This is a genomic window from Chryseobacterium gilvum, assembly GCF_025628965.1.
GTDB lineage: Bacteria > Bacteroidota > Bacteroidia > Flavobacteriales > Weeksellaceae > Chryseobacterium > Chryseobacterium gilvum.
The window spans coordinates 869201-894158 of the sequence record NZ_JAOTEN010000001.1 but is presented as its reverse complement, the minus strand read 5'-3'; the positions used below and the strand labels follow the sequence as shown (position 1 = coordinate 894158).

Sequence of the window (24958 nt, the reverse complement as noted above, 5' to 3'; positions counted from 1 at the left end):
ATCAGATTCTATTTTTTTATATATTTGATAAATACTATGGGAAAAAATTACGGATTTAATGATTTTACTTTTTTTACTGAAATGTCTGAACTTGCAATAAGGCACAACAGTTTTGATCTGTCTCTCGGGCTGCCCGATTTTGAGATTGATCCCCGTTTGAAATATTATCTAAAAGAATCTGCAGACATCATCAGTCACAGCTATGAATCGCTTTCCGGAAGCCCTCTGCTGATCGATAACATTTTGAAATTCAATGCAAAAAGAAAACATTCAGTTGTTATCAAAAAAGAAGAAGTCAATATCGTACCGTGTTCTACATTTGCTTTATATACATCATTGAAATCTGTATTAGAGCCCAATGATGAAGTGATCGTTATTCAACCCTCTTACTATACTTATGCTCCTTCTATAGTGATGAATGGAGGTACTCCTGTATATTATGATCTTGATAATGATTTTACAATAAACTGGGAAAAGCTCAAAAATTTAATTTCGGTGAAAACAAAAGCCATCATTATCAATTCACCACAAAACCCGACAGGAAAAACATGGTCGGCTTATGAATGGGACTTGCTGTACCAGCTGATTAAACATCAGGAAATTTACCTGATCTCGGAAGAAATTTATGATATTTACTGTTATGATGAGATTCAACACTATAGTGCATTTTTACATCCCGAACTAAAGAAAAGAACATTTTCTATTTTCTCATTTGGCAAAATGTTTCATGCGACAGGATGGAAAGTAAGCTATGTTCTGGCTTCGGAAGAATTACTACAGGATTTCAGGCGTTATCAGCAGTATATTTCATACAGTTCAAACGCGCCCTGTCAATATGCGATTGCAAGATATCTGGAGGTTTTTGATCCTTCTGAAAATCAAAAGCTTATGCAGAAAAAGAGAGACATTTTTAATACACTTATACAAGACACCCCTTTGGAGGTTGAGCAAAAAGCTGAAGGGAGTTTTTTTCAGCTGGTAAATTTTAGAAGTCTCTCTAAAACAATGACTGATGTTGAATTTTCAAAATGGCTTACCGTTGAGAAAAAGGTTTCATGTTTGCCATTATCTGCATTTTATACCTCAAAAGGTGATTCTGATTATATTCGGTTCAGCTTTGCTAAAAACGATGATGTTATTATCCAGGCTTTGGAATATTTAAAGAAAAATTTATAATTTTTAAGTCTCATAATAAAAAAACACCACAAATTGTGGTGTTTTCTGTTGACATGCATTCAATTGCTATAGTGAAAGAATTCTCACATCGATTCTTCTGTTTTTTGCCATACATTCATCGGTGTCATTGGCTGCACAAACAGGATATTGAGAACCGTAGCCTTCAGCTTCTATCCGGTCGCCGGCTATTCCCATCTCCAATAATTTAAGTTTTACGGTCTGCGCTCTCAGATTTGACAGTTTCTGGTTGCTCTCTTCACTTCCTGTATTATCTGTATAACCTCCAAGTTTTATTTTTAAACCAGGATAAGCATTTAATATTTCTACTAAATTGGTTAATTGATTTTCAGAACCGGCCTTTAAATCACTTGAGCCGGATTCAAAATAAAGATTTTCAATCGTGTACCAATTATTAGGATCTAAAAGATTCTTATTGTTATTTTTAACGTCATTATACAGCATAAAAATACGGCTCTGATCTCCTAAAGAAATTATTTTTCCGTTTTTCAGTTTGACTTCCTGAATGTTTCCGGTGTTGTAGACGAAGTCTCCGTTTTCATTCAGCTGGCCCATAATGGCTGCAGGAACAATCACATTATTTGCAGAAGCAACATTTTGATTGGCAGAATGACTTGCTGACATTCCGGTTAAGCTTTCAATTTTTGCTTTTCTTTCCGCTTCGATTTTATCTTTGTGCAAAACTGCTAAAGTAGGTGCAATCACCAACGAAACGATAGACATCAGCTTAATTAAAATATTCATCGAAGGTCCCGAAGTATCTTTAAAAGGATCTCCCACCGTATCACCGGTTACCGAAGCTTTATGAGGCTCTGAACCTTTATAATAAATTTCACCATTAATTTTTGCACCCTTTTCGAATGATTTTTTAGCATTATCCCAAGCTCCGCCCGCATTGTTCTGGAACATTCCCATTAAAACACCACAAACGGTCGCACCGGCTAAAAATCCGCCCAATACTTCCGGACCGAAAATAAAGCCAATTAAAAGCGGTGAAATAATAGCAATTGCTCCGGGTAGCATCATCTTTTTGATAGAAGCATCAGTAGAAATGGCTACACATTTTTCGTATTCAGGTTCCGCTTTTCCTTCCAGAATACCCGGAATTTCACGGAACTGTCTTCTTACCTCTTCTACCATCGCCATGGCAGCCTGTCCTACCGCTTTAATGGCCAATGAAGAAAATATAAACGGAATCATCCCACCTACAAAAAGCCCTGCAAGTACATCAGCTCTGTAAATATCAATCCCGTCAATCCCTGCGATTCCTACAAATGCTGCAAAAAGTGCTAAAGCCGTTAAAGCTGCAGATGCGATGGCAAAACCTTTTCCTGTTGCTGCTGTTGTATTTCCTACCGCATCCAGAATATCTGTTTTTTCACGCACTTCTTTTGGCAGATCACTCATTTCTGCAATACCTCCTGCATTATCTGCAATCGGTCCGAATGCATCAATGGCTAACTGCATTGCGGTTGTTGCCATCATTCCTGCGGCAGCAATAGCAACTCCGTACAATCCCGCGCAAAGATAAGAACCGTAGATACCACCTGCTAAAACAATGATCGGTAAAAATGTTGATTCCATACCGACGGAAAGTCCGCCAATAATGTTTGTAGCATGCCCTGTTGAAGACTGTTTTACAATGCTTGAAACCGGTCTTTTCCCCATTGCAGTGTAATATTCTGTAATAATACTCATTAAAGTACCCACCACTAAGCCGACCATGATGGCTCCAAAAACTCCCATTTTTGTAAATTCGTGGCCTCTTAAAACCATTTTCTCAGGCAATAAATAGGTCACTAAAAAATAAGAAGCTACTGCTGTAATCACAATACTTCCCCAGTTTCCAAGATTGAGCGCATTCTGTACGCTGGAAGTGGATGAATCTTCATTGTCATTTATTTTAACAAATAAAGTTCCTATCATCGAAAAAATGATTCCCGTTCCTGCAATCAACATGGGTAAAAGTATAGGAGCAAATCCTCCGAATGCATCATCGGACATCGTTTCTCTTCCCAGAACCATCGTTGCTAAAACCGTTGCCACATAAGACCCGAACAAATCGGCGCCCATTCCGGCAACATCTCCTACATTATCTCCCACGTTATCAGCAATCGTTGCAGGATTTCTGGGATCATCTTCAGGAATCCCCGCTTCTACTTTCCCTACCAAATCTGCTCCCACATCGGCAGCTTTTGTATATATTCCGCCTCCTACTCTTGCAAATAAGGCGATAGATTCTGCACCCAGAGAAAACCCGGTAAGGATTTCTATGGTTCTTTCCATTTCATGAGAATCTACCGGTGCATCGGGAGCAAAAATCTGTTTGATGATTAAATACAATGATCCCAATCCTAAAACGGCTAATCCGGCAACTCCCATTCCCATTACAGAACCTCCTGCAAAAGAAACTTTCAGTGCTTTTGAAAGAGAAGTTTTTGCCGCTTCTGCGGTTCTTACATTGGCTTTTGTGGCAATTTTCATCCCGATAAATCCTGCAAGAGCCGAAAACACAGCACCAATGACAAATGCAATACTGATGCTCCAGTGAGAATTTGAATTGGTGGTTCCCATTACTGCTAAAAGTATGGCAACAATGACGACAAAATAGGTAAGAATTTTGTATTCGGCTTTAAGAAAAGCCATGGCTCCGTCAGCGATGTGCCCGCTGATTACTTTCATCCGTTCATTGCCTGCATTTTGTTTGGTGACCCAATTGCTTTGCAAAAATGTGTAGAGCAATGCGATGACACCAAAAATCGGCACTAACATAAATAAGTTCATAGTTTAATATTTTTTGGTAATAGATTATTAAATATAATAAATAATTCTTATGATAAATTCAAAAAATATAATAAATATGATAAAGTGGTATTTTTGAGTTCTGAATTGTAATATAAACACAAAAAAAGAGCAAATGATTATTTGCTCTTCTGTTTATATTTTTAGAAATATTACCCTCCAAATTTACTGGCGTAATCATTTTGGGATGCTATAATTACTTTTCTTGCATGATCTGCTCCGTAAACTTCCTGAATTCTGCATTTTGCAGGCTCATCCGGAAGATTTTTATAGGTTAAGAAGTAATGCATCAATCTTTTTATTTCCGCTTCAGGAAGCTCGGTAATGTCTCTGAAATGTCCGAACGCATGGTCACTTACCATTACAGCAACGATTTTATCATCTGCTTCGCCACCATCAATCATTTTAAAGCCGCCAATAGGAATGGCTTCCATCAACAAACCACCGGAATGAATATTGTGTGAACTTAAAACGCAGATATCCAAAGGGTCGTGATCTCCCATCGTAACATCATCTGCGCCGCTTTCTACCGCCAGCTTCATAACTTCGTCATTACAATACGTTCTCGGAACAAAACCATAGAGTGCAGGAATAATATTTGAGAATTTTTGAGGCCTGTCTACCTTTAAATATCCTGTCTGTTTATCAATTTCGTATTTTATGGTATCTGAAGGAACTATTTCTACGAAAACATTAACAACATTTGGCGCATCTTCTCCTGCAGAAATCCCATGCCACGGATGTGCTTTAAAATTTGGAATCATTATTTATATTATTTTTTTTTATGTTATGCTAAAAGGATAATCTCTCTTCTTAAATCCTCAATGGTTGCTCCTATAAAATCTGTATCATTCATATAATTCATAATAAAGACGGTTTTAAAATCGTCAAGATCAGAATTGTTGTTTAAACTTTCATACGTTTTATGAAGCATGTCGATGATGGCATTTTTAGAATCTACAATATTCTGCCAAGAGTTTTTGGTGATATAAAGCTGCTGAGAAGAATTATAATCAAATTCTTCGTTAATTGTTTTTTCAGTTAAAAAGACAAATTCATGTGCCGCCAAATCTTTATCAAATTTCAGAATCAGGTTTGAAGGTTTTATCCTTTCCAGAAAAAGGGTCATCCTTTCATAAGAATGGGTTTTGTTTTCTGAATTGGATTTTACGGAAAGCAATTTGATTTCCTGATTTTTTAATTTGATGTACGTATATACAAACTGTCTCAGCAAAACCAAAAATGGAATTGCGATGAGTAAAGCGAATGCATACGGCAGATATTCTGAAAAATTGATCATAAATTGAGGTTGCAAAATTACTAATATTTTCTGAATTTAAAGCTTGAAATCTTAGTCATTGAATATGGGATGATTTCATTATAATACTAATATTCTCAGAAGCTTTAAAGAAACTTTTTAAGAATGTTATTTTCAACAAACTGGTAAGGCTGAAGAACCGCACCGAAACTTTTAAAAAAAACTTCAATCCCGCGAATGTTGCTTCCCATAAAATTAAAGGAACTCTCATGGATATTATTTTTAAGAATCATGTCAATTAAAAATGAAGGTCCGTTCTGTTCTTTATATTTTTTTTTATTGATCAATCCGAGTAAATATAATTGATCGTTATCTGCGATGAGAACAGCAAGATTGATCAGCTTTTGATCCAAAAATGCTCCGCAAAATCTAATTTTTTTTTCTTTATCAAGAAAATAGATATATTCTTTAAATTTTTTATAATCTGCTTCTTTAGAAAGCCCTTTAAAGTTATTTTCAATAAATGTAATCAGCTCTTCATTTAGTATTAATTCTTTATAATCTAATTGCTGAGCGCATTTGACAGTAGATTTTCTACCTTTAAAATAATGCTTTCTTAAATCCTGATAAGCACAGACCGGGATCACATAATTTTTTCGGGTTTGAATATCATCTGAAAAAGTGTTTATATGATTGAATGCATAATTAAAAATTATAAAATTGCGTTTCAGATATTTCAAAAAAAGATCGTTAATCTGTACATTATCTTTACCGGAGAAAATGCCCAGCTGCTGACAAAAAAGAGGCATAAAAACGAAACTGATTCTTAATTTTTTTTTAACCGGAACCGGCATTACCGCTTGATAATCTTCATATACCAACAATTCCCAATGCTCAGAAAGATGGTCTAAAATTTCTTTCCGGGCATATACGTTCTTCTGTTCAGACTGCTCTACACAGTTTGTATATTTCTCAAAATCGATGTCCCTATATTTCAGTCTTCTGATCATAATATTCCTTCGTCTGCAAAACTTATATATGAATTCTGAGTAATAATCAGGTGATCTAAAAGCTGAATATTTAAAAGAGCTCCTGCTTCTTTTATTTTTTTAGTAATATCGATATCTTCTTTACTGGGTTTAAGATTTCCGGAAGGATGATTGTGAGAAATTATAATTCCGGTTGAAAAATGCTCTAAAGCCGTTTTAAAAAGTATTCTGATATCTACAATAGATTGATTGATCCCACCTTGCGTTAATTGTGCAATATGAATCACTTTGTTGCTCTGATTCAGAAACAATGCCCAGAATTCTTCTGTTCTCAGATCTGAAAGGTGAAATTTTAAAATATCATACGCATCTCTACTGCCGGAAATCTGAGGTTTCTCAGGAATTTCCTGGTTTGCCCTTCTTTTTCCTATTTCTAACGCTGTAGCAATGGATATTGCTTTTACTTCTCCAACTCCTTTAAATTTTGTCAAATCTTTAACGGTCAACAAGCTCAGCTGATTCCAGCTGTGATTTACAGAAGCTAAAATTTTCCTGGCCAATTCTACCGCTGTTTCGTCTTTGCTCCCACTTCCCATAATGATGGCCAACAATTCTGAATCCGAAAGCGAATTTTTACCTTTCAGTAAAAACTTTTCTCTGGGCCTGTCGTCTTCTGCTAAAAATTTTATAGACATTTTAAATAATAAATTACAGATTAATAAAACGCATATAAAATTATTGGCTGCTTTGAAATATCTATATATTTTGCAGTCTGCCTGAAAGCATTAGCCGAAAGCATGGGACAGCCAAAACTTAAACATGCAGAAAATTCCGATTCTTGATCTGTAATGCAAGGATATGAGTGAAGAACGATTGCCCGTGACATTGCATTGCTGTTGGAAGAATCCAGACCCTGCAAACGGTATGCTTTACCAAATTTCCCCATATAGCTTTCCCGGATTTCATATTTTCCCAATGATGACTGATGAGAACCATCAATATTGCTGAATCTCAATATATTGGAGCTGGCAATTACCGATCCTTCGCCATGAGCGACAATGGCTTTCTGCAAAATCCTGTTGTTTTTGAGATCATATACAAAATAACGGTAATGACCGGAATATGCTTTAAAATTGATAAAAATCGCAAGATCCTGGTTATAGTTTTTATTTTTTAAAAAATTTTTAATTTCAGAAACCTTTGATACAGGTAAAACAGCGGTGTTTTCCTGCGAAGTCATTTTAGAACAGGAAAAAAGAAAAAATAAAAAGAAAAAAAGTGGTTTCATCATCTGCAAATATTTATTCGATGATCATTCCATCTTTCATCACCAGTTTACGATCTGTGATCTCCGCTAAATTCGGATTGTGGGTAACAATAACGAAAGTCTGATTGTATTTATCTCTTAAATCAAAGAAAAGCCTGTGAAGGTCATCCGCATTTTTAGAATCCAGATTTCCGGTCGGCTCATCGGCATAAATGATTTTAGGGGAATTGATCAACGCTCTTGCCACGGCAACTCGCTGTGCTTCGCCACCGGAGAGCTGATTGGGTTTATGATGAAGCCTCTGCTCAATCTTCAGATCTTCGAACAGCGCATATGCTTTTTCAATGGCCTCTTTTTCGTTGGCACCGGCAATTTTCGTAGGAATAAGAACATTTTCCAAAGCTGTAAATTCCGGAAGCAGCTGGTGAAACTGAAACACAAAACCGATATTCTGGTTTCTGAATTTTGAGATTTGCTTGTCATTCATATTAATGAACGATTCGCCCGCCAAAGTAATTTCTGTATTATAGTTTTTAGGCTGTGTTGGCGTATCCAAAGTGCCTAAAATCTGTAAAAGGGTAGATTTTCCCGCACCGGATTCACCGACAATTGAGATCACTTCTCCAGCTTTGATGTGAAGATTCACCCCTTTTAAAACTTCCAGATTTCCATACGATTTATGAATATTACTTGCTTTAATCATGCTTCAAAAATAGTGATTTGATTTTAAAACTCAGATTTTTTACGGTGTATATTTTAGATTATTATAAGCACAATACTTACGGTTTTCTGATGATAATTCTAAATGTTGTGCCTTTTCCGATCTCGGTCTGTGAAATTTTAATATCTCCGTTATGATATTCCTGCACGACTCTTTTGGCAAGTGACAGACCTAATCCCCAACCTCTTTTTTTAGTAGAATAACCAGGTTTAAAAGCATTTTGCGCCTGATACTTTGTCATTCCGCTGCCGTTATCTTTTACTTCAACCAATATATTTTTATTTCTTTCAAAAACAGACATCTGCAATGTACCCTGCCCTTTCATGGCATCCACAGCATTTTTAATTAAGTTCTCAATCACCCAGCTCATCAGAATCCTGTTGTGCGGTACTAAAATCGAATAAGTTGGAAGGTGTAATGTGAAATTAATTTTCCCGGAGATCCTTGTTTTCAGATAATCATAATTTTCGCGGATGGTTTCGTTAAAATCGGTGTCATTCAATTCGGGGACAGAACCGATTTTGGAAAACCGTTCAGAGATAGTCCGTAATCGTTCGATGTCTTTTTCAATTTCGTGCACCCCATCGGAATCAGGATTTTCAAGTTTCATAATTTCCATCCAGCCCATCATTGAAGAGAGGGGGGTTCCGATTTGGTGTGCTGTTTCTTTCGCCAATCCTGCCCAAAGATAGCCTTCATCCGTTTTTTTAACGGTTCTTAGAAACCAGAATGAGAATAAAAAGTAACATAATACGAAGAAACCCAACAAAAAAGGAAAATATTGTAAATTATTTAGCATTCTAGAATTGTCATAGTATACAAACTGATTATTTCCACTTTGAACTTTGATTTCTATAGGAGGATATTTTTTCCCCATTTTTTTTGCTAACTCAACAATATCATACGAATTATCTCCAACTTCCTTAGACAAATGTTTATATTCAATAATTTGATTATGTTCATCTAAAATAATGACAGGAATAGTGGTATTTGAGCTGTATATGGTAAGAAGTAGCTCCTGAACTTCAAGACTGGGAGTAACATCCTGCTGAAACTTTATTGCTTTGACTAAAATATCAACTCTTTTTACTTCTTCCTTTCTTAAATAATTGACTACCAATGTTGATGCAATAACGATTGCAACAACAACTAAAGTCATCAGTGAAAAGATAAACCAATTGTTGAATCTGGAAAATATGGATCTTTTTTTCAATTTATTTACTTTAAAACATTTAAAATCTTCTGTAATTCTGTGCTTCCGCTCCCTTCATAATTATTGATGATGGCAGAAAATACATATTTTTTTCCGTCTTTCGAAGTATGATATCCTGCGTACGATTTTGTGTCTCTCATGGTTCCGCTTTTCATTTTCATAGCATTATCCTGCGTGGGGAAACCTTCATAAAAAGTTTCAAACCAAGCCTGCTTTTTAGCATACAGCAATGCTTGAACTTCTGCTTTCGCGGAAACGTAATTTTGTGGCGAAAGCCCGCTTCCATCGGCAAAATTGATCATATTCTGATTAATTCCTTTTGATTTCCAGAATGCTCTTAAAAATTCGACTCCGCTTTTGAAACTTGGATTTCCATTTTTCTCTTTTCCTAATGTTTTGATGAAAGTTTCTCCGTATAAGTTGATGCTTTTTCTTAAAAACCAATACACTATTTTATCTAAAGTCGGAGATTGATAGGTTAAAATATTTTTATTATCCGAGATATTCAACGCTTTTTTCCCTTCCAATTCAATATGGGAACTGGTAATCACTTTACCTGAAAAACCAATACCGGATTCTGACAGCCATTTTTGAACTTCAACACCCAACTGTAATGGTGGATTCGGTACAGAACCTGAAACGGTGGTCACTTTTCCGGAAGGTAAGCTTCCGTTGATTAAAGCAACGTCAGAATATGGAGCTGTAAAAATCAGGCTCTGATCAGAATTTCCTGCCGCTTTTAGGTCACTTAACCATTGTACGCCTTCCAGAGGATAAGAAAAACTTTTAAATTCTGTTCCGCTGATATTGACGTCAAACTGATTTTCACGCCAGTTTATTCCCCATACTCCGGCTCCGTAATAATTTCCCAAATCATCCCATGGCCAACCTCCGGGAATCGTCTGATGATCAAAATAGGAATCATCAATAATCAAATCACCGGAAATTTTTGTAATCCCTGATTTCTTAAGGGCATCCAATAATTTTTGCTTAAAATTTTCAGGTTTATAATTTTCGTAACGCCAGCTCCCCAAAGTGGGATCTCCGTTGGAAGTAATAAAGAGATTTCCATTTAAAATGCCTCCGGAAACTGTCCCGGAATAGCTTGAAGTTGTAGTATAGGTGTAATTTTTGCCTAATGTTTCCAACGCTGCCGCTGCGGTGAATATTTTTTGTGTTGAAGCGGTAGAAAGACCTTTATTTCCCTGGTATTCGTAAATCAAATTTCCATTTTCATCTGCGACATACATTGAAAGAGTGGATGATATTGCAGCGGGAGAATTCATCAGGTTTTTAGCTGCTTCATCTAATTTCTGGGCAATATTCTGGGCAAAAATAATTTGTGATGAAAATGCAAGTATGGCAAATGTTTTTTTCATTTTAGTTTAATAAAAAAGATAATTTAAGAAAGCGTACTTCCTGCTTCTACTTCGTAAGGCTCTTTTCCTTTTTCAAAAATCCTGGTCAATTCGCTTCCTTCTACGGTAATTTTATCGCCAATTCTTCTAATCCAGCTGCCTTCACGAAGACCGATCACTTTCGTGTCATTTTGAGTTAAAAATTCTTTAATCCTGGTTTCTCTGGTTTCCCCGTTGTGTTTTAAATCTGGATTGGGATCCAAATAATGCGGATTAATATTAAAAGGCACCAAACCCATACAATCAAAACTCGGCGGATATACAATCGGCATATCATTGGTGGTTTTCATATTCTGCCCACCGATATTGCTTCCTGCACTACATCCTAGATACGGTTTTCCATTTTCTATATTTTGTTTTAAAACAGACATCAGATTTTCTTCGTGTAGTGTTTTAACCAATAAAAATGTATTTCCGCCTCCTGTAAAATATCCTTTTGCATTTTCTATGGCTTGAGCTTTATCTTCGAATTCATGTAATCCTTTTACTTTTATATTGACCGTTTCAAAAAACAAAGCTGCTTTTTGAGTATATTCTGCATGAGAAATTCCACCGGGTCTTGCAAACGGGATAAAAATTATTTCATCAATTCCCTTATATAATTCAACCAATTCATCTTTTAAATATGCTAAATATTGTCCGCCAAAAAGCGTCGATGTTGAAGCTAGTATAATATTCATTATTCAGTTATACGTAAATTATTTATTTATTTTCTTCCCGAAAAAATCTGTTTCACCTTTTAAATGATGTATTATTTTTTCAATATTTTTTTGGGTGCCCAAGTCAGTTTTGAGGTTACTGATATATCGGATAAGCTCATTTCTCCTTGAAGGAACCAGCTTTTTAAAATTCTTTAACGCTTCCGGATTTTCTTTTATTGCTTTATCCAAATCCGGATGAATGGAAATATTTCTTTCAGCATCATCATATTCTACTGAAAGATCAAGAATTTCACCAATTCTTTTTGGTGAATCTTTTAACATTTTCATATTAATGTATAGTCTCCATTCTCCAAGATATTTCATCAGATTTTGCCTGAATGGCTGATCATTGACAAACCCTTTTACAGGTATCGGACTCTTATTTTTCCCTGATTTCTCAAAGATATCGTTCAGCGTTTTTTCAGGTAAAAAAACGAAAGGATTAATTCCGATAATCTCAAGCCGGGCCTTGAAACGATTTTCTTTCATAATAACAAAGTTACATTTTTTAGGCTTTATAAGTACATGGATGAACCTATTTGAGGAGAATTCATATGCGGATCTCCATTCACAATTACAAAGTAATCGTTATCTTTGCGGTTATTAAATCTAATCAAACAAAAATGAAATTTTTTATTGACACTGCTAATCTACAGCAAATTAAAGAAGCAAAGGATCTTGGAATTCTTGATGGAGTCACCACTAATCCCTCATTAATGGCAAAAGAAGGAATTCGGGGAGATGAAGCGATCAAAAACCATTATAAAGCCATCTGCGACATTGTAGACGGAGACATTTCTGCTGAGGTACTTTCTACAACATATGAAGAAATGATTAAGGAAGGTGACGAATTGGCTGCCATTCATCCGAATATCGTAGTGAAAATACCGATGATTAAAGACGGGATCAAAGCATTAAAATATTTTTCTGATAAAGGGATCAAGACCAACTGTACTTTGATTTTCTCTGCAGGACAGGCTCTTCTGGCTGCAAAAGCAGGGGCAACGTATGTTTCTCCATTTTTAGGCAGACTGGATGATATTTCTACGGACGGGCTTAATCTCATTCAGGAAATCAGGTTGATTTTTGACAATTATATGTACGAAACAGAAATTCTTGCAGCTTCTATCCGTCACTCAATGCATATTATCGACTGCGCAAAAATTGGTGCCGATGTTATTACGTCTCCGCTTCCTCCAATTTTGAGCTTATTGAAACACCCTTTAACCGAAAGTGGTTTGGCTCAGTTTGTTGCAGATTCTCAGAAATTAGCATAAAAATGAATCTCATAAAATTTACGGCGCGGAAACTTTGTTTCCGCGCCGTAAATCTTTAGTTTTTAATATTTTTTACAACCATACAAGGATTTCCAACGGCTACAACATTGTCAGGAATATTTTTCGTGACGACACTCCCCGCTCCGATTACCGAATTATTCCCAATGGAAATTCCGGGTAAAACCACCACATTCCCACCGAACCATACATTGTTTCCGACATTTATCGGATGCGCATATTCTAAACCTGCATTTCTCTGTTCAACATCTAGCGGATGTCCTGCTGTATAAAAACTGCAATTAGGGCCAATAAAAACATGGTCACCGAATTTCACTGTTGCACAATCTAAAATAATAAGATTATGATTTGCATAAAAATTTTCACCCAGCTCAATATTATATCCGTAATCACACCAGAAATTAGGTTCAATAATCAGATTTTCCTTAGAATTTTTAATGATTTTTTTAATTAAATCTTTTCTTTTCTCGATATCTGAATTTTTGAGCTGATTGTATTCCAGACATAAATCTTTGCACATCATCCTTTCACTCAACAGTTCGGGATCGAAGTTAGCATCGTATAAAAGCCCGTTTTGGCATTTTTCTTTTTCGGTCATATTTTTAGATTGTGGTATATTTTAGATTTCATTATACTCTTTCGAGAATTACAATACTGGAATTTAAGTTTTTAAATTTATATAATTAACGTTTGACTTTTACTCATAAAAAAACCTCCCGAAAAGAGAGGTTTATTTATTCAATTCAGAAAACTTACAGTAACAACGTTAAAGGGTTTTCTAAATAGGTTTTTAAAGTCTGTAGGAACTGAGCTCCGGTAGCACCGTCTACCACTCTGTGGTCGCATGCCAATGAAAGCTTCATTATATTTCCAACAACGATTTGCCCGTCTTTTACAATTGGTTTTTCAATAATCGCACCTACCGAGAGAATGGCAGAATTGGGCTGATTAATAATACTTGTAAAGGTTTCAATTCCAAACATTCCTAAATTTGAGATAGAGAATGTAGAACCTTCCATTTCGTTTGCTTTAAGGCCTTTTGATTTTGCTCTTCCGGCCATGTCTTTCACAGCAGCAGAAATCTGGGTATAATTCATCTGATCTGTATTCTTCAGCACCGGAACCACAAGTCCGTCAGGAATCGCAACCGCTACTCCAACATTGATGTTTCCTCTGTGAATAATTTTATCTCCTGCCCAGCTGGAATTCACCTGTGGATGTTTTCTTAAAGCCACTGCAGTTGCCTTAATAATCATGTCATTAAAGGAAATTTTAGTATCGGGTAATGTATTGATTTCTTTTCTTGCCACAATCGCTTTATCCATGTTGATTTCCACCATAAGATAATAATGCGGTGCAGTAAATTTACTTTCGGCAAGTCGTTTGGCAATGATATTTCTAACCTGAGAATTCGGCGTTTCCGTATCTTCTCCCTGTACAAAACTCAATGCAACCTGAGCTGCAGGTGTTTTTTCGGAAGGAGCAGATTCAGCGGTTTTTGCAGAAGGCTGATAATTTTCGATATCTTTTTTAACAATTCTTCCATTTTCTCCTGATCCCTGAAGACTGTTAATGTCAACGCCTTTTTCCTCAGCCATTTTTTTAGCTAAAGGAGAAATTGCCACTCTGTCGGTAGAAGAGTTTTCAGCTTGCGCAACCGGTTTTTCTAATGTTTTTGTCTCAGATTTTTCTTCAGCAGGTTTTTCTGTTGGCTGTGATGCAGGCTTTGCATTTCCGATAGCAGAAACATCCGTTCCTTCCGGGCCAATCATGGCCAATACAGAATCTACAGGTGCAGCTTCACCTTCTCCAACTCCTTGCTTTAAAAGAACACCGTTGAATTCGGATTCAAAATCCTGAACGGCTTTATCGGTTTCGATCTCTGCAAGAAGATCACCTTCTTTTACAGGATCTCCTACATTTTTATGCCATTTCGCGACTTTACCTTCCGTCATTGTATCAGAAAGACGAGGCATGGTAATCACTTCAACGCCGGAAGGAACTTCTGATGAAGCTTGCTCAGCCTGAGCTGATTCATTTTCAGTTTGTGGTTCTTCCTGTTTTTTATCTTCAGAAGTATTTTCGGCTTTAGGAGCATTCCCTCCTTTTAAAGCAGATATATCTTCACCTTCATTACCGATAATTGCCAATACAGAATCTACTTCAGCCGCAGAACCTTCTTCAACTCCTACATATAGAAGTGTTCCTTCTATTTCAGATTCGAAATCCTGAACTGCTTTATCGGTTTCAATTTCAGCTAATATATCGCCTTCTTTTACTTTATCGCCTACTTTTTTATGCCATTTTGCCACTTTACCTTCCGTCATCGTATCGGAAAGACGTGGCATTGTAATTACTTCTGCCATAATTTATATTGATTGAGATCTGAGATTTAAGATTTGATATTTCGGAAATTCAAATTTCAAATTTCAAATGAATTGTTATTTTTAATTTTCTAATTGATCTAAGAAAGGATAGTTTTCCTGAGAGTATACATATTCATATACTTTATCTGCAGTTGGGTACGGAGAATTTTCCATAAATTCAATGCATTCTTCCACAAAATCTCTTGATTTATTGTCAGTTGCTTCGAGCTCTTCTTCTGTTGCCCAATTATTCTCTAAGATTCTCGCTTTGATCAACTCAATAGGATCATCTTTTTTATGAATCGCAACTTCATCTTTAGATCTGTACGGCTCTGCATCAGACATCGAGTGACCTCTGAAACGGTAAGTTCTTGCTTCAATGAAAGTAGGCCCGTCTCCTCTTCTTGCTCGCTCAATCGCTTCGTAAGCAGCTTCTGCCACTTTTTCAGGATCCATCGCATCGATTGCAAGACAAGGCATTTCGTATCCTAATCCTAATTTATAAATATCTTCGTGATTGGCAGTTCTTTTCACAGAAGTTCCCATTGCGTACTGATTGTTTTCAACCACAAATACTACCGGAAGCTTCCAGTTCATCGCCATATTGAATGTTTCATGAAGCGAGCCCTGTCTTGCGGCACCGTCTCCGAAGAAACAGATATTCACGGCTTTTCTGTCAAAAAACTTGTCTGCAAAAGCAATACCTGCTCCTAATGGAATCTGACCTCCAACAATACCATGACCTCCGTAAAAACGGTGTTCTTTACTGAAAATGTGCATAGAACCGCCCATTCCGCCCGAAGTTCCGGTTGCTTTACCGCAAAGTTCTGCCATGATTCTCTTCGGGTCTACTCCCATCGCCATTGGATGGATATGACATCTGTATGCTGTGATCATACTGTCCTTACTTAAATCCATTGCATGCGTAAAACCAGCCGGAATTGCTTCCTGACCGTTGTACAAATGTAAAAAACCTCTGATTTTTTGTTTTAGATATAGAGAACGGCATTTGTCTTCAAACCTTCTCCACATGGTCATATCTTCATACCATTTAAGGTACACCTCTTTAGAAAATTCTTTCATGTGTTAGCTTCTTGCTTATTTATGATGAAATAGTGAAGCAAAATTATAAAAAAACTTTGTTTTTATGGTATAGATATCAATTGTTTTTTTGGTTATAGTGTTATATTTACATCACAAACTTATCTATGGAAGAAAAAAACACTTCGTTTTTATATGCTGCTTCAAGAATCATTTCAGATTTTTTTAATCCTTTGGTTTCCTTATTTATTTATTTCGTGTATCTGAGCATTCAGAAATACTCTTTTGAAGAATCTGTTAACCGCTTTTTACCTATCCTTTTAATTACGATCCTTCCCGTAATATTTTGGATAATATGGAATGTAAAAACCGGCCGCTATACCAATATGGATGTTTCAAACCGGGTACAGCGGAAAAGCCTGTACATCTTTATAGCTATCTGCATCGTATCTTATCTTGGTTTCTATTATATCCGCAACGGAGCGGTAGACTTTGTGATGCTTTTTATTCTGGTGCTTCTGTTTGCATTGCAAATCAGCAATTTATATATCAAAAGCTCAATGCATACTGCCTTCAATGTATTTGTGGCGGCGTTGTTTTTTGCATTTGAGATGAAGGTGGGTTTTATCTGGCTTGCAGTAGCTGCCTTGGTAGGTTTAACGAGAATCATCCTTAAAAGACATACGGTAAAAGAAGTATTTATGGGGGCAGGAATCGCCTTTATGATTTCTTTTATTTATCTTTATTGCGATATGCAACTTCAACAACATTAAGAATTGTTATGAAAATAAGCCATCTTACTTCAGCTGAAGAAAATCTGATGAAACTTTTCTGGACGCTTCAGTCTTTTTATTTAAAAGACGTCATGGAAAAACACACTGAGCCAAAACCCCATCAGAATACTGTATCTACCTACTTAAAAATTTTAGTGGAAAAAGGATATCTGTCCACAATAAGAGAGGGCAGAATTTTTAAGTATACCGTTTTAGTTCCTATTGATGAATACAAGAAATTTTTATTGAACGAGCTTTGTGAGCAGTTTTTTAATCAATCCGGAAGAGAATTGGCCGCATTCTTACTGAAAGAAAGTTTAATCTCTCAGGATGACATAAAAACATATTTTGATGTTCCTATCAATACCAAGCCAAAAAAAGTTAAAAAGCCGAAGTTAGAATATGCTGAAGAAATTTTGAACCCGAAAAAAGGGAAAGGCAGAAAAAAGAAGAAGAAAAAAGAATAATACTATTTTTTTTACTTTAAAACGAAGACATAAAAAAAGCGGCTAAAAGCCGCTTCTGTTTTTTACCAACGACTTCCGCCGCCTCCGTTACCTCCACGGTTGTTGTTGTTTCCGTAACCGCCACCGCTGTTACCTCCACCACTACGGTTGTTACCATAACTTCCACCTCCGCTTCTGTTATTATCAAAGCTTCTTCTTGGTTTTTCTTCTCTTGGCTTAGCCTCAGACACGTTAAGAATTTTACCGTTAAGTTCTTTTTGGTTAAGAGCCTCAATTGCTTGAGCTCCTTCTTCGTCTCCCATTTCTACGAAACCGAAACCTCTAGAACGACCAGTTTCTCTGTCTGTAACAATTTTAGCAGATGATACATCGCCAAATTCTGCGAATAAATCGTGCAACTCATATTCTTTAGTTGCGTAATTGATGTTTGAAACAAAAATGTTCATTTTAAAAAAAAAATTAAAAATTAATATAAATTTTGGTATATAAGAAAAACAACATAATAATGAACATAATATTGATTCCAAATATAAACGCTTGCAAGATACAATTAAAATGTACAAATCAAAACATTTTTATAATTATTTTAACATAATATAAAACTCATCAGCTAACAAGAGCATAAAAACATGTAAATCAATTACTTATAACACATATTAACAGCAAATAATATATTTATTTTAAAGAAATATTTTTAAATTGCAGATAGAAATTAGTCAATTATCATGAAAACTCACACGACCAATTATATCAATACATTCATCGAAATTTCAGAAGACTGCCCGGTTGACAAAGCACAGATTCCGCCGGAAAAAAAAGAAAAAACAACCGCACAGTTACAATTTGAGAAAATTATTGAAAATCCTTATCAATACACATCAGATGACATTCTATTTGAATGGTATTGTATAAAAAATGCAATACCTGAGCAAAAAAAAGGTGAAACAAGGGAGACTTTTTTCTCAAAAGGCCAACCTTGTTTACGTTCATCGCCGTTAGCAAAAAGATACGGTTTCGGTATTCACCATAATGAAAAAGGAAAGATTGCCATTTATCCTGTTGAAAGTATTGAATATCAAAATTTCATTAAAGACAATTCAATACAAAAAGTAAAAGCCATGCGGTCGAAAAGAATGTGATTGAGAAAATAAATCGAGCGGTTCAGATTTGAAAATCATATTCCCTTGATCATCCTGCATTTTAAGGTTAAATTTGTCCTGAAATTTTAAAACAATGAATTATCATACCAGAAAATGGGTAAAACCTGAAGATCTAAATCCAAATCAATCCCTGTTCGGAGGAAAACTGTTGCAATGGATTGATGAGGAAGCCGCATTATATGCTGTTATCCAACTGGAAAACAAAAAAGTAGTCACCAAATTTATTTCCGAGATTAATTTTGTAAGTTCTGCAAAACAGGGAGATATCATCGAGATCGGAATCGAAGTTTCTGCTTTTGGTTCTACTTCGCTCACTTTAAAATGCGATGTAAGAAATAAAATGACCCACCAAACCATCATTACAGTTGATAAGATTGTAATGGTGAATTTGGATGAAAACGGAAACCCGGTTCCTCACGGGAAAACCCAGGTAGAATTTGTAAAAGACAGACTTAACAGTCAATTATGAAAATTTTCATCAAAAATATGGTTTGCGGAAGATGTATTACCGCCGTAGAAAGTATTTTTAACGAGTTTAAGATCAAAATTAAATCACTCAGCCTTGGCGAAGTGGAAACTGAATTTGAAATTTCGGAAGAAGATTTACATTCCATTGAAAAAAAATTGTTGGAAACAGGGTTTGAAAGAATAAAAGATTCTGCACATCAACTCATTGAAAAAATTAAAAACCTGATTATAATAAAAATCAGCGATCTTGATGTTGATGAGAATTTCATTCTGTCTGAATTTTTAAGCGCAAAGCTTCACAAAGAATACAGTGCGCTTTCAAAAGCATTTTCACAAAACGAAAACACCACATTAGAACAGTTCTTTATCCTTCAAAAAATTGAAAAAGTAAAAGAGCTTCTTTTGTATAATGAATTTACTTTAACCGAAATTGCAGGAAAATTAGGCTACAAAAGTGTTCAGCATTTATCATCACAATTCCGGAACAGTACGGGCTTCACTCCTACTGAATTTAAAAAACTGAAAATTCACATCAGAAAACCCTTAGATCTTGTTTGAAGATTTTAGGGTTTTAATATCATCAATTTCAAACTCCAATACGCTTCAACGCCCCCTTTAAAAAACTCAAACAAAATTCTGTAAACATTATCCTTAAATCTATAACAGCATTCCAGATTCATTTTTGGAAATTTGCAGTATAATTAAAGGATCATGCAAAAACATTATACAATTCTGGGAATGACCTGCTCCGGCTGTCAGAAAAAAATTTCAGAAAAGCTCAATACTCTTAAAGGGATTAATGCCGAAATTGACCTTGAAAATGATTCGGCAACAATAACTTCCGAACAGTCTATCGATATTGCAGTTTTAAACCAAGCTTTAGCAGAAATTGGAAATTATCAGCTCGAAGATCCTGATAATGCCGAGAAAACTTTTATTAAGCCACAAGACAGAATTTCACCATCTTCCGTTTATTATTGCCCGATGGAATGTGAGGGTGATAAAGTATACTTCCAGCAGGGGAAAAGATGCCCGGTTTGCAATATGTTTTTAGTTCCTATTGAGGAAAAACTTGCCAAAGATCCAAATTTTAAACCCACTTTTTCTTCAACCAATCTTCCTGAAAATTTTAAAGATAATATCGGAAAATATTACTGTCCAATGTTCTGTGAGGGTGATGTAATCTATAATGAAAAAGTCGATTGCCCGGTTTGTCATATGCATCTGGAAGAGATTACAGAAGATTTGGTAAAAAATTCAACTGCTCATTCACACGATCATTCTCATCCGCATCATTATGAAGCTCCGAAAGTAACAGATGAAATGGCGGGAAAGTATTACTGTCCAATGTTTTGTGAAGGAGACAAAACGTATGACAGCAATGTTGGCTGTCCAGTCTGCGGAATGGATCTGGTAAAACACCCCGAAAAGAAAATCGCAAAATACACTTGTCCGATGCATCCGGAAATCATCCGTAACGAGCCGGGAGATTGCCCGATCTGTGGAATGGATCTCGTGAGAATGCCTGAAAAAGATGATCATGAAGAAGATGAAACTTACCACATTTTAAAACTAAAATTCCTTATTTCACTCGCATTTACCATTCCTGTTTTTATTCTTTCCATGGGAGGCATGTTGGTGAATTTTCCGTTTTCCCATCAGATTCAGGGCATTATTGAACTGGTTTTAACACTTCCTGTTCTGTTGTATTCCGGTTGGTTTTTGATGAAAAGAGGCTGGATCTCGTTCAAAACATGGAATTTAAATATGTTCAGCTTAATTGTTTTGGGCGTTTTCGCTGCATTTATTTTCAGTATTGTGGCACTGATTTTTCCGGATCTTATTCCGCATGAGATTCGCAGCGGTCACCATGAGGCACCACTCTATTTTGAAGCAGTCTGCGTGATTTTAACGCTTGTGATTTTAGGACAGCTCATGGAAGCTGCTGCACATAAAAAGACAGGAAATGCGATCAGAGCATTAATGAACCTTTCGCCCGATGAAGCGAATCTGATCATTAACGGCGTGGAAAAAAAGGTTCTTCTTTCACAAGTTAAGATCGGAGACTTATTAAAAGTAAAACCAGGTGAAAAAATTCCTGTTGACGGAACAATAACAGAAGGAAGTTCTGTAGTTGATGAAAGCATGATTACGGGAGAACCTGTCCCTGTAGAGAAGAATGTGAATGATAAAGTCACATCCGGAACCATCAACGGAAACCGGGTTTTCATGATGAAAGCTGAAAAAGTTGGTGATGAAACATTGCTTTCCAAAATTATAAAAATGGTCAATGAGGCCAGCCGAAGCAAAGCTCCGATTCAGAAACTGACGGATAAAATGGCTAAAATTTTTGTCCCGGCTGTTATTCTGATTGCTGTTCTGACTTTCATTTTATGGCAGATTTTTGGCCCCGAAAACCAGAAAATCCTGTTTGCTTTTGTGAATGCTGTTGCGGTTTTAATAGTGGCTTGTCCGTGTGCTTTAGGTTTGGCAACACCAATGTCTTTGATGGTAGGAATCGGAAAAGGGGCAAAAAACGGAATCCTGATTAAAAATGCCGACGCATTAGAACAAATGAATAAGGTCAACGTTCTCATAACGGATAAAACAGGAACTTTGACCGAAGGAAAACCATCTGTGCAACATATCGAAACGATGAATAATGAAGAAAATTTAATTTTAAAATTAGCCTATTCGCTCAATCTGGATTCAGAACATCCCCTGTCAAATGCTGTTATTAAAAAAGCAAAAGATAAAGATATTTCCTCTGAAAAAATAACTCAGTTTGAAAATATTTCAGGGAAAGGCGTAACAGGAATTATCAACGGAAAAACAATTTATCTTGGAAATGAAAGTCTGTTGATTTCAAATCAAATTTTAATTCCGGAACAAGTAAGACAAAAAGCTTTAGAAATTCAGTCAAAAGCCCATACCATTTCCTATGTTGCTCAGGATGATGAAGTTTTAGGCTTTATCAGTTTTACCGATCAGATTAAAGAAAGTTCTAAAAAAGCCGTTCAGCAGTTGATTGATGAAGGTATTGATATCATCATGATGACCGGCGACAATGAGCACACTGCAAAAGCAGTTGCAGACGCACTTGGCATTCAGCATTTCAAAGCAAATTGTCTTCCCGAGGACAAATTAAATGAAGTCAAAAGGCTTCAGCAGCAAGGAAAAATCGTCGCGATGACCGGCGACGGAATCAATGACTCTCCTGCTTTAGCACAAGCCAATATTGGCATTGCAATGGGAACCGGAACTGATATCGCCATCGAAAGTGCTGAAATTACCTTATTGAAAGGAGATCTTTTAGGGGTTGCAAAAGCAAAATTATTAAGTGAGAAACTTTTAAAGAATATTAAAGAAAATCTGTTTTTTGCTTTTATTTATAATGTTCTGGGAATTCCGCTCGCGGCAGGATTATTGTATCCGTTTTTTGGAATTCTCCTGTCTCCGATGATTGCGGCAGCAGCGATGAGTTTCAGTTCATTGTCGGTAATTCTGAATTCATTACGATTGAACACGGTAGATTTAAATATAAAATAAAATTATGAAAAAAGAAAATCTTTATATCGGATGCTCAGGTTTTTACAACAACGACTGGAAGGGATCATTGTATCCTGAAGATGCGAAAAGTAAAGATTTTCTTACCTTATATTCTCAGGAGTTCAACTCGGTTGAGATTAATTCTACATTTTACAGAAAACCTACTGCTAAAACATTGTTGAAATGGGTGGATGAAACGCCTGATGATTTCAAATTCTTTATTAAAATCCCGAAAACCATTTCGCACGAAAAGCGCCTGAAAGATTGCAAAGAGGAAATCTCAGAATTCTGTGTACACATCCATTCTCATTTAGAAAAAAAGCTTGCAGGGTTTTTATATCAGTTTCCGCCATCATTTAAAAATACGCCGGAAAATATTGATCTAATCCTTAAAAATATTGATTTCAATTATGTAAATGTCATCGAATTCCGCCACGAATCCTGGTGGAATAATGAAATATATACGGTATTAAAAGAACATCATATCGTTTTTTCAGGAGTGAGCTTTCCGGGTAATCTGCCCGAAGATGTTATTGATCAGCATCCTGAAATCTTATATTACAGGCTTCACGGAAAACCGGTACTCTATAAATCTGAATACAGTGAAGAATTCTTAATAAACTTGTCAGATAAAATTGAAAGCTCAAAGAAAAAAACAGCATTTGTTTTCTTTAATAATACTTGGGGTACTGCAGCGATTAAAAACGGATTATATTTAAAAAATATATCAGAAAATAATCTTACGAAGTAGATGCAAATTGGCTTGGAATTTGTTACTTTTGAAAATTAGAATTTAACATTTTTTAACATTTAATTCCACCTCATTTTTATGAAAAAAACTTTTGCGGGAAAGTCTGTATATACAGCTTTTCTAGGGGTGTTTGCTGTGATCGGCACAACATCATTTCTCTTTACAGGATGTAATCAGAAAACAAACGGGAACTCTTCTGAAAAGATAATCTTAAAAGTTCCCCCCGTCGCAAAGCAAGTTTTACAAACCCATGAAAATATTTCCGGAAAAAGAGTTATTTATCTTACATTCGATGACGGCCCCAATCGTGGCACTGAAAACCTCTTGAAAATACTGCACCAAAGAAATGTTTGTGCGACGGCATTCATCGTTGGTCAACATGCGTATGGAAGTAAAAAACAGCGGGATGATCTGGAACTGCTTAGAAATGACAATCTTATAGAATTAGCCAATCACAGCTATACTCATGCTCATAACAAATACACGGACTTTTATAAAAACCCGGCAATGGTTATTCATGATTTTGATATGGCGGAAGACAGCCTGAAACTTAAAGACAAAATAGCAAGAACACCCGGAAGAAATATCTGGAGGCTTCACCAAATAACAAGTACTGACATCAAAGCTTCAGCAGATGCTGCAAATCAATTACAAAGTGCAGGATACCAAGTCGTGGGTTGGGATCTTGAGTGGAAACCTACAGATAACATGGATCTGAAAGGAAATCATCAGGCGATGCTTAAAAAGGTGGACAGCATATTTTTTAATGATCTCGAAAAAACATCAAGGCATCTGGTTTTTCTTACACACGATCAATATTTAGCGGATGAGCGTTCCAGCAATGAACTTAGCCTATTTATTGAAAAACTGCAGAAGACAAACCGGTTTATTTTTAAGAAAATATCAGAATATCCTACTGTAAATGAGATAATGAATTAATTAAAAGACTTCAACTTAAAGGTTTAATTTTGGGATTAATTATGTAAGTTGAAGTCTTTTTATCTGTATCTAAAGAGGAGCTCCCTCATCTCCATCCTTTTTATATTCGGATATATTTTTAAACTGATTATAAGAGATCGTTAAACTGTTCAGCTGATCAGAAATAATTTTATGGCAGTCCGGAGAAAGATTCCCATCATCTAAGGCTTTTTGATAGGCTTCCATCGCTGCTTTTTCACCGAATACTACATTTTCCAGAGTTGATTCTTCAATATTTCCGAGCGTAAAAGAATTTTTTACATCAATCCAGGTTCTGTGTAAAGAGCCTGCAACAGTTGGCGTATCATTAGGATTTCCGCCATGCATATTAATTAAATCTATAAGCTCTACTTTCATCAGCTTAGACTGAGAAATCATGCGTTCATATTCTTTTTTAATTTCAGGATATTTTTCCCAGATTTTCCCTTCCACTTTTTCAAATCCCGCGATTCTGTCATTGGTGATTTGCAACAGGTCATTCAGTACTGTTACGGTTTTATCATTTTCCATATTATTATTTTTTGGTGATGAATATTCTACAATAACT

26 protein-coding genes are annotated in these 24958 nt (G+C 35.9%); 10 read left to right on the top strand and 16 right to left on the bottom strand.

Annotation, left to right across the window (positions count from 1 at the left end):
* Nucleotides 1-36: 36 nt before the first annotated feature.
* Entirely contained in the window at nt 37-1176 is a 1140-nt protein-coding gene (locus N0B16_RS04135; protein ID WP_262989465.1) for an aminotransferase class I/II-fold pyridoxal phosphate-dependent enzyme, read from the top strand.
* Between the two features lie 66 nt (nt 1177-1242).
* On the opposite strand, the gene N0B16_RS04130 is transcribed toward N0B16_RS04135, so the two are convergent.
* From N0B16_RS04130 to N0B16_RS04080, 11 genes are all read right to left on the bottom strand, one after another.
* Nucleotides 1243-3978 carry a sodium-translocating pyrophosphatase gene (locus N0B16_RS04130; RefSeq protein ID WP_262989464.1) on the bottom strand — a complete coding sequence of 912 codons (2736 nt, stop codon included), beginning with the start codon at nt 3976-3978 and terminating at the stop codon, nt 1243-1245.
* A gap of 170 nt (nt 3979-4148) precedes the next feature.
* Nucleotides 4149-4760, bottom strand: a complete 612-nt coding sequence (locus tag N0B16_RS04125) for an inorganic pyrophosphatase (RefSeq protein WP_262989463.1) — start codon at nt 4758-4760, stop codon at nt 4149-4151.
* A gap of 23 nt (nt 4761-4783) precedes the next feature.
* On the bottom strand, nt 4784-5296 hold the full coding sequence (locus N0B16_RS04120) for a DUF7935 family protein (RefSeq protein ID WP_262989462.1): 513 nt from the start codon (nt 5294-5296) through the stop codon (nt 4784-4786).
* A 104-nt stretch (nt 5297-5400) separates the two neighbouring features.
* Entirely contained in the window at nt 5401-6264 is an 864-nt protein-coding gene (locus N0B16_RS04115; protein ID WP_262989461.1) for a hypothetical protein, read from the bottom strand.
* A complete protein-coding gene (radC, locus tag N0B16_RS04110) occupies nt 6261-6938 on the bottom strand; it encodes a RadC family protein (RefSeq protein WP_262989460.1) in 678 nt (225 codons plus the stop codon). Before radC ends, N0B16_RS04115 begins: the two co-directional genes overlap by 4 nt.
* Nucleotides 6939-6958: 20 nt before the next feature.
* Complete coding sequence (locus N0B16_RS04105; protein ID WP_262989459.1) at nt 6959-7534, bottom strand: murein L,D-transpeptidase catalytic domain-containing protein; 576 nt, start codon at nt 7532-7534, stop codon at nt 6959-6961.
* Nucleotides 7535-7544: 10 nt separating this feature from the next.
* Nucleotides 7545-8213 carry an ABC transporter ATP-binding protein gene (locus tag N0B16_RS04100; protein WP_262989458.1) on the bottom strand — a complete coding sequence of 223 codons (669 nt, stop codon included), beginning with the start codon at nt 8211-8213 and terminating at the stop codon, nt 7545-7547.
* Nucleotides 8214-8289: 76 nt separating this feature from the next.
* Entirely contained in the window at nt 8290-9390 is a 1101-nt protein-coding gene (locus tag N0B16_RS04095; protein ID WP_262989457.1) for a sensor histidine kinase, read from the bottom strand.
* 59 nt (nt 9391-9449) lie between these two features.
* A complete protein-coding gene (gene dacB / locus N0B16_RS04090; protein ID WP_262989456.1) occupies nt 9450-10823 on the bottom strand; it encodes a D-alanyl-D-alanine carboxypeptidase/D-alanyl-D-alanine endopeptidase in 1374 nt (457 codons plus the stop codon).
* A gap of 23 nt (nt 10824-10846) precedes the next feature.
* Nucleotides 10847-11542 (bottom strand): dipeptidase PepE, encoded by a 696-nt coding sequence (gene pepE / locus N0B16_RS04085; RefSeq protein WP_262989455.1) that lies wholly within the window; start codon nt 11540-11542, stop codon nt 10847-10849.
* 18 nt (nt 11543-11560) lie between these two features.
* Nucleotides 11561-12052: a YdeI/OmpD-associated family protein gene (locus N0B16_RS04080; RefSeq protein ID WP_262989454.1), complete on the bottom strand. Its 492-nt coding sequence runs from the start codon at nt 12050-12052 to the stop codon at nt 11561-11563.
* A 134-nt stretch (nt 12053-12186) separates the two neighbouring features.
* Between N0B16_RS04080 and fsa the strand changes: the two genes are divergently transcribed.
* The gene (gene fsa, locus N0B16_RS04075) at nt 12187-12840 is read left to right on the top strand and encodes a fructose-6-phosphate aldolase (RefSeq protein WP_262989453.1); all 654 of its coding nucleotides are present in this window, start codon (nt 12187-12189) and stop codon (nt 12838-12840) included.
* A 55-nt stretch (nt 12841-12895) separates the two neighbouring features.
* On the opposite strand, the gene N0B16_RS04070 is transcribed toward fsa, so the two are convergent.
* From N0B16_RS04070 to pdhA, 3 genes are all read right to left on the bottom strand, one after another.
* On the bottom strand, nt 12896-13456 hold the full coding sequence (locus N0B16_RS04070; RefSeq protein ID WP_262989452.1) for a sugar O-acetyltransferase: 561 nt from the start codon (nt 13454-13456) through the stop codon (nt 12896-12898).
* 154 nt (nt 13457-13610) lie between these two features.
* Nucleotides 13611-15224, bottom strand: coding sequence for a dihydrolipoamide acetyltransferase family protein (locus tag N0B16_RS04065; RefSeq protein WP_262989451.1), 1614 nt, complete (start codon nt 15222-15224; stop codon nt 13611-13613).
* A gap of 81 nt (nt 15225-15305) precedes the next feature.
* Nucleotides 15306-16307 carry a pyruvate dehydrogenase (acetyl-transferring) E1 component subunit alpha gene (pdhA, locus tag N0B16_RS04060; RefSeq protein WP_262989450.1) on the bottom strand — a complete coding sequence of 334 codons (1002 nt, stop codon included), beginning with the start codon at nt 16305-16307 and terminating at the stop codon, nt 15306-15308.
* Between the two features lie 125 nt (nt 16308-16432).
* Between pdhA and N0B16_RS04055 the strand changes: the two genes are divergently transcribed.
* Both N0B16_RS04055 and N0B16_RS04050 read left to right on the top strand, forming a co-directional pair.
* On the top strand, nt 16433-17038 hold the full coding sequence (locus N0B16_RS04055; RefSeq protein WP_262989449.1) for a phosphatase PAP2 family protein: 606 nt from the start codon (nt 16433-16435) through the stop codon (nt 17036-17038).
* An 8-nt stretch (nt 17039-17046) separates the two neighbouring features.
* Nucleotides 17047-17505: a BlaI/MecI/CopY family transcriptional regulator gene (locus N0B16_RS04050; protein ID WP_262989448.1), complete on the top strand. Its 459-nt coding sequence runs from the start codon at nt 17047-17049 to the stop codon at nt 17503-17505.
* A 62-nt stretch (nt 17506-17567) separates the two neighbouring features.
* On the opposite strand, the gene rbp is transcribed toward N0B16_RS04050, so the two are convergent.
* Nucleotides 17568-17951, bottom strand: coding sequence for an RNA-binding regulator (gene rbp / locus N0B16_RS04045; RefSeq protein WP_262989447.1), 384 nt, complete (start codon nt 17949-17951; stop codon nt 17568-17570).
* Between the two features lie 279 nt (nt 17952-18230).
* Here rbp and N0B16_RS04040 point away from each other — a divergent pair, with 279 nt between their 5' ends.
* From N0B16_RS04040 to N0B16_RS04015, 6 genes are all read left to right on the top strand, one after another.
* A complete protein-coding gene (locus N0B16_RS04040) occupies nt 18231-18644 on the top strand; it encodes a DUF6157 family protein (protein WP_262989446.1) in 414 nt (137 codons plus the stop codon).
* A 94-nt stretch (nt 18645-18738) separates the two neighbouring features.
* On the top strand, nt 18739-19134 hold the full coding sequence (locus N0B16_RS04035; RefSeq protein WP_262989445.1) for an acyl-CoA thioesterase: 396 nt from the start codon (nt 18739-18741) through the stop codon (nt 19132-19134).
* Nucleotides 19131-19691, top strand: coding sequence for a helix-turn-helix domain-containing protein (locus N0B16_RS04030; protein ID WP_262989444.1), 561 nt, complete (start codon nt 19131-19133; stop codon nt 19689-19691). The genes N0B16_RS04035 and N0B16_RS04030 overlap by 4 nt, the downstream gene beginning before the upstream one ends.
* A 153-nt stretch (nt 19692-19844) precedes the next feature.
* Nucleotides 19845-22682, top strand: a complete 2838-nt coding sequence (locus N0B16_RS04025; protein WP_262989443.1) for a heavy metal translocating P-type ATPase — start codon at nt 19845-19847, stop codon at nt 22680-22682.
* A 4-nt stretch (nt 22683-22686) separates the two neighbouring features.
* Entirely contained in the window at nt 22687-23433 is a 747-nt protein-coding gene (locus N0B16_RS04020; RefSeq protein WP_262989442.1) for a DUF72 domain-containing protein, read from the top strand.
* A gap of 78 nt (nt 23434-23511) precedes the next feature.
* Complete coding sequence (locus N0B16_RS04015) at nt 23512-24372, top strand: polysaccharide deacetylase family protein (RefSeq protein WP_262989441.1); 861 nt, start codon at nt 23512-23514, stop codon at nt 24370-24372.
* 69 nt (nt 24373-24441) lie between these two features.
* Here N0B16_RS04015 and N0B16_RS04010 read toward each other — a convergent pair whose 3' ends face one another.
* Nucleotides 24442-24921 carry a ferritin-like domain-containing protein gene (locus N0B16_RS04010; RefSeq protein ID WP_262989439.1) on the bottom strand — a complete coding sequence of 160 codons (480 nt, stop codon included), beginning with the start codon at nt 24919-24921 and terminating at the stop codon, nt 24442-24444.
* Between the last annotated feature and the right edge of the window lie 37 nt (nt 24922-24958).

Bases quoted from the DNA above. Each gene is read 5' to 3' on its own strand.
- N0B16_RS04135 (WP_262989465.1), top strand. From the start codon at position 37: ATGGGAAAAAATTACGGATTTAATGATTTTACTTTTTTTACTGAAATG.
- N0B16_RS04130 (WP_262989464.1), bottom strand. From the start codon at position 3,978: ATGAACTTATTTATGTTAGTGCCGATTTTTGGTGTCATCGCATTGCTC.
- N0B16_RS04125 (WP_262989463.1), bottom strand. From the start codon at position 4,760: ATGATTCCAAATTTTAAAGCACATCCGTGGCATGGGATTTCTGCAGGA.
- N0B16_RS04120 (WP_262989462.1), bottom strand. From the start codon at position 5,296: ATGATCAATTTTTCAGAATATCTGCCGTATGCATTCGCTTTACTCATC.
- N0B16_RS04115 (WP_262989461.1), bottom strand. From the start codon at position 6,264: ATGATCAGAAGACTGAAATATAGGGACATCGATTTTGAGAAATATACA.
- radC (WP_262989460.1), bottom strand. From the start codon at position 6,938: ATGTCTATAAAATTTTTAGCAGAAGACGACAGGCCCAGAGAAAAGTTT.
- N0B16_RS04105 (WP_262989459.1), bottom strand. From the start codon at position 7,534: ATGATGAAACCACTTTTTTTCTTTTTATTTTTTCTTTTTTCCTGTTCT.
- N0B16_RS04100 (WP_262989458.1), bottom strand. From the start codon at position 8,213: ATGATTAAAGCAAGTAATATTCATAAATCGTATGGAAATCTGGAAGTT.
- N0B16_RS04095 (WP_262989457.1), bottom strand. From the start codon at position 9,390: ATGACTTTAGTTGTTGTTGCAATCGTTATTGCATCAACATTGGTAGTC.
- dacB (WP_262989456.1), bottom strand. From the start codon at position 10,823: ATGAAAAAAACATTTGCCATACTTGCATTTTCATCACAAATTATTTTT.
- pepE (WP_262989455.1), bottom strand. From the start codon at position 11,542: ATGAATATTATACTAGCTTCAACATCGACGCTTTTTGGCGGACAATAT.
- N0B16_RS04080 (WP_262989454.1), bottom strand. From the start codon at position 12,052: ATGAAAGAAAATCGTTTCAAGGCCCGGCTTGAGATTATCGGAATTAAT.
- fsa (WP_262989453.1), top strand. From the start codon at position 12,187: ATGAAATTTTTTATTGACACTGCTAATCTACAGCAAATTAAAGAAGCA.
- N0B16_RS04070 (WP_262989452.1), bottom strand. From the start codon at position 13,456: ATGACCGAAAAAGAAAAATGCCAAAACGGGCTTTTATACGATGCTAAC.
- N0B16_RS04065 (WP_262989451.1), bottom strand. From the start codon at position 15,224: ATGGCAGAAGTAATTACAATGCCACGTCTTTCCGATACGATGACGGAA.
- pdhA (WP_262989450.1), bottom strand. From the start codon at position 16,307: ATGAAAGAATTTTCTAAAGAGGTGTACCTTAAATGGTATGAAGATATG.
- N0B16_RS04055 (WP_262989449.1), top strand. From the start codon at position 16,433: ATGGAAGAAAAAAACACTTCGTTTTTATATGCTGCTTCAAGAATCATT.
- N0B16_RS04050 (WP_262989448.1), top strand. From the start codon at position 17,047: ATGAAAATAAGCCATCTTACTTCAGCTGAAGAAAATCTGATGAAACTT.
- rbp (WP_262989447.1), bottom strand. From the start codon at position 17,951: ATGAACATTTTTGTTTCAAACATCAATTACGCAACTAAAGAATATGAG.
- N0B16_RS04040 (WP_262989446.1), top strand. From the start codon at position 18,231: ATGAAAACTCACACGACCAATTATATCAATACATTCATCGAAATTTCA.
- N0B16_RS04035 (WP_262989445.1), top strand. From the start codon at position 18,739: ATGAATTATCATACCAGAAAATGGGTAAAACCTGAAGATCTAAATCCA.
- N0B16_RS04030 (WP_262989444.1), top strand. From the start codon at position 19,131: ATGAAAATTTTCATCAAAAATATGGTTTGCGGAAGATGTATTACCGCC.
- N0B16_RS04025 (WP_262989443.1), top strand. From the start codon at position 19,845: ATGCAAAAACATTATACAATTCTGGGAATGACCTGCTCCGGCTGTCAG.
- N0B16_RS04020 (WP_262989442.1), top strand. From the start codon at position 22,687: ATGAAAAAAGAAAATCTTTATATCGGATGCTCAGGTTTTTACAACAAC.
- N0B16_RS04015 (WP_262989441.1), top strand. From the start codon at position 23,512: ATGAAAAAAACTTTTGCGGGAAAGTCTGTATATACAGCTTTTCTAGGG.
- N0B16_RS04010 (WP_262989439.1), bottom strand. From the start codon at position 24,921: ATGGAAAATGATAAAACCGTAACAGTACTGAATGACCTGTTGCAAATC.